The sequence below is a fragment of the uncultured Paraglaciecola sp. genome (assembly GCF_937123705.1).
Taxonomy (GTDB): Bacteria; Pseudomonadota; Gammaproteobacteria; order Enterobacterales; family Alteromonadaceae; genus Paraglaciecola.
This window is the reverse complement of the sequence record NZ_CAKZKO010000167.1, coordinates 1-2,954: the sequence shown is the minus strand read 5'-3', so window position 1 is coordinate 2,954 and position 2,954 is coordinate 1. Positions and strand designations below refer to the sequence as shown.

General features: G+C 38.2%; 4 protein-coding genes. 2 read left to right on the top strand and 2 right to left on the bottom strand.

Annotated elements, in window-relative coordinates; all coding sequences use genetic code 11:
• Positions 1–23: 23 nt before the first annotated feature.
• On the bottom strand, positions 24–653 hold the full coding sequence (gene rlmE, locus Q0688_RS22265) for a 23S rRNA (uridine(2552)-2'-O)-methyltransferase RlmE (protein ID WP_054551703.1): 630 nt from the start codon (positions 651–653) through the stop codon (positions 24–26).
• Between the two features lie 89 nt (positions 654–742).
• Between rlmE and yhbY the strand changes: the two genes are divergently transcribed.
• On the top strand, positions 743–1,039 hold the full coding sequence (gene yhbY, locus Q0688_RS22260) for a ribosome assembly RNA-binding protein YhbY (protein ID WP_054551950.1): 297 nt from the start codon (positions 743–745) through the stop codon (positions 1,037–1,039).
• Between the two features lie 105 nt (positions 1,040–1,144).
• Here yhbY and Q0688_RS22255 read toward each other — a convergent pair whose 3' ends face one another.
• Complete coding sequence (locus Q0688_RS22255) at positions 1,145–2,293, bottom strand: serine hydrolase (RefSeq protein ID WP_054561862.1); 1,149 nt, start codon at positions 2,291–2,293, stop codon at positions 1,145–1,147.
• Between the two features lie 115 nt (positions 2,294–2,408).
• Here Q0688_RS22255 and Q0688_RS22250 point away from each other — a divergent pair.
• The coding region (locus Q0688_RS22250) for a hypothetical protein (protein ID WP_299082546.1) at positions 2,409–2,954 on the top strand (546 nt) is incomplete at its 3' end.

The window sequence follows — 2,954 nt, the reverse complement described above, 5'->3', positions numbered from 1 at the left end:
CAACTTAACGCAGCACAACTGTACTACAGTTTGTAACCTGTCGCCACTATATATACTTCCCGAGAGCGGGCACGTGACGCATCGGGCTTTCTAATTTTCACTGCTTTAAAGCTATTACGTACTTCTTGTAAGTATTGATCAAATCCTTCACCTTGGAAGACTTTGACACAAAACGCACCATTTTTCTTTAAAACTTGGTGGCACATATCTAATGCTAATTCGACTAAATACATACTACCCGCTTGGTCCACTGATGTATTACCACTCATATTGGGTGCCATATCAGAAAAAACTACATCAACATTTTTTCCGTCAATACGTGTTAATAGTGCATCAAGTACCGCTTCTTCACGAAAGTCACCTTGCAAGAAATCAACACCTGCTAAGGAATCCATAGGCAAGATATCACAAGCAATAACCTGACCTTTATCACCAACCTTTTCAGCTAAATACTGTGACCAACTTCCTGGCGCAGCACCTAAATCAACCACCGTCATCGATGGTTTGATTAATTTATCTTTGTTTTGAATTTCGTCTAATTTGAATACCGCACGAGAACGCCAACCTTTCTTTTGCGCTTCGTGAACATAAGGATCGTCGAAATGTTCTTTCAGCCAACGCTTAGAACTGGCTGAATGTTTTTTATTTGCCATAAAATTAATACGTAACTAATTAGTAATATTCTCTAGATGGCGTTAGAATACCCTTAATTCAAGCCATATTCAGCAAAATTTGTAACATGATGAAATTATCGAACAAACAAAAGCAGTTTTTAAAAGGCCAAGCGCACAGTTTAAAACCTGTTGTATTACTTGGTGCAAACGGATTAACCGAAGGCGTTTTAGTTGAAATTGAAAGCGCCCTAGAAATTCATGAACTAATCAAAGTTAAAGTTCCTACAGATGAACGTGAAACTAAAACATTGATTTTTGACGCAATTGTTCGCGAGACAGGCGCAACAAAACTACAAACAATTGGCCATACAATTGTATTGTATCGCCAAAGCGAAGAGAAAAAGATTCAATTACCACGCGGTTAATCCTGCCTTGTGAAATTTCGAATCAGAAAAAGCCAGCAAATATGCTGGCTTTTTTGTAGGCAGAAATAATTTTGAATTAATTTGTAACTAAACTTTTTAGCTAGGCTATTTTTGCTCTCGCGTGTATTTAAGAACCCGATTAATAAACTCGGTAGTTAATTCATTAATTAACCCTGTTTCTGCATTGAGAACTAAGCTAAACCCTATGTTTAGATGCGGGAATACTACAATATCGCTGCGATAGCCTTGAACCCAACCACTGTGGTAATAAAGTACTTCATCATCATAGTTGTAAACACGCCAACCCAATCCATAGTAAGCATCTTTAACATGACTTCGCCAAACTCGGCGACGAGTTTCTTTTTTAGTATGTGTATAAGGACGGGTTTGTTTGATCAATGCTTCGAGTGGTAATACATCTGGGTATTGTCCTAGCTGCGCATTTAACCAAATAGCCATGTCATTTGCGCTGGCGTTCACACCTGCAGCTGCAGGCACTTTATAGTAATTTTTCTTTAAACGAGATGTATACCAACGCTTTCTACCGCGTACATGAGGATGAGCATAGTTATTGTCTTTCACCATCCCCTCAAAACCAACACTGGCATCCACCATTTTTAAAGGCGCAAAGATATATTCTGAAATCCAATGTGAGTAGTCCATCTGTGTTGATTGATAAATCACTGAGTCAATCAAACTAAACATCACATTTTGATAGCCGTAGCACTCGCTTGGTTTGCAGATAGGCTCAACAGTCAATAGCCGCTCGACAATATCTGGGTAACTCATACGCGACTCAATTAGGTTATCGTATGCATTAGGTACTAGGCCACTAGAATGACTAAGGATATGATAAATTTTTAAGTCATCTTTGTAAGCTGTATTAGAAAAAGCAGGAATAAACTTACTTATTGGGTCATCAATATTAAACTCCCCTTGCGCTGCAAGTTTAGCAGTTAATGAGCCCGCAAAGGTTTTAGAGACTGATGCCAATCGAAAGCGGGTATGTTTATCGACTTTACGACCTTTTTCTATTTTTGTTCGACCAATACCATTAATAAAATCATCATGACCAATATTTACAATCGCCAATGAACCACCTGGTATCCCTTTACTTTTTAATTTTCGGGTAAGGTGTTTATTATAATCAGCAACGAAAGTTTGCCATTGCTTATCACTCGAAGCAGCTTCTCCGCTAACAAAAAGCAGTAAAAAAGAAAAAAGAAAGGGAATTAAAGATAAGCTGTACTTCATTATTTATTTTTTTAAGTCTGTTTAGGAAGTTTCTTATAACATAATATCATGAACTTTTGCCTCGACTAACGTACAATACGCTTAATCTTAAATATTTATGGGTAGATTAATCTTTATGCGCTTACTTGTAGTTTTGTTTTTTACTTTAATTTCAGCTGGTTGTGCCCTTAAACCTGAACCTGCGCCATTACTTTCGATGCCAAAGAAACCAAGCTTACAAAGCCAACGCTTTCAAGTAGAGTATCAAACAGAGCATGCAGCTCCTAAAGTGAAGTCAGTACAGTTGCCTGCACATGCAGTTAGTAAAAACCAAACTGTGGTGATAGTTGCCGACAAAACCAGTGTGACAGATACACTTTACACGCAACTGACTGAAGCACTTACAGCCAAACAATTAAAGGTTGTAGAAGATGGCACTCAAGCAGATTACACCCTATCTATTCACCAGCTTGACCTTGAACTGATTGAAGACACAGAATATCAATTAGTCAAACCAGAAAAGCCTCTGCCTTTATTTGATGAAGTTGCAAAACAGTTTCCAGTTCAGCAATGTGCGACTATTTTAGGTCAAGTAAGCATGCGCTTAACTCACAAGAAAACCGGTGATGTTGTGTGGTTTGCAAAGTCATCAATTGATAGCGCAAGCTTTCACCGTGAACCC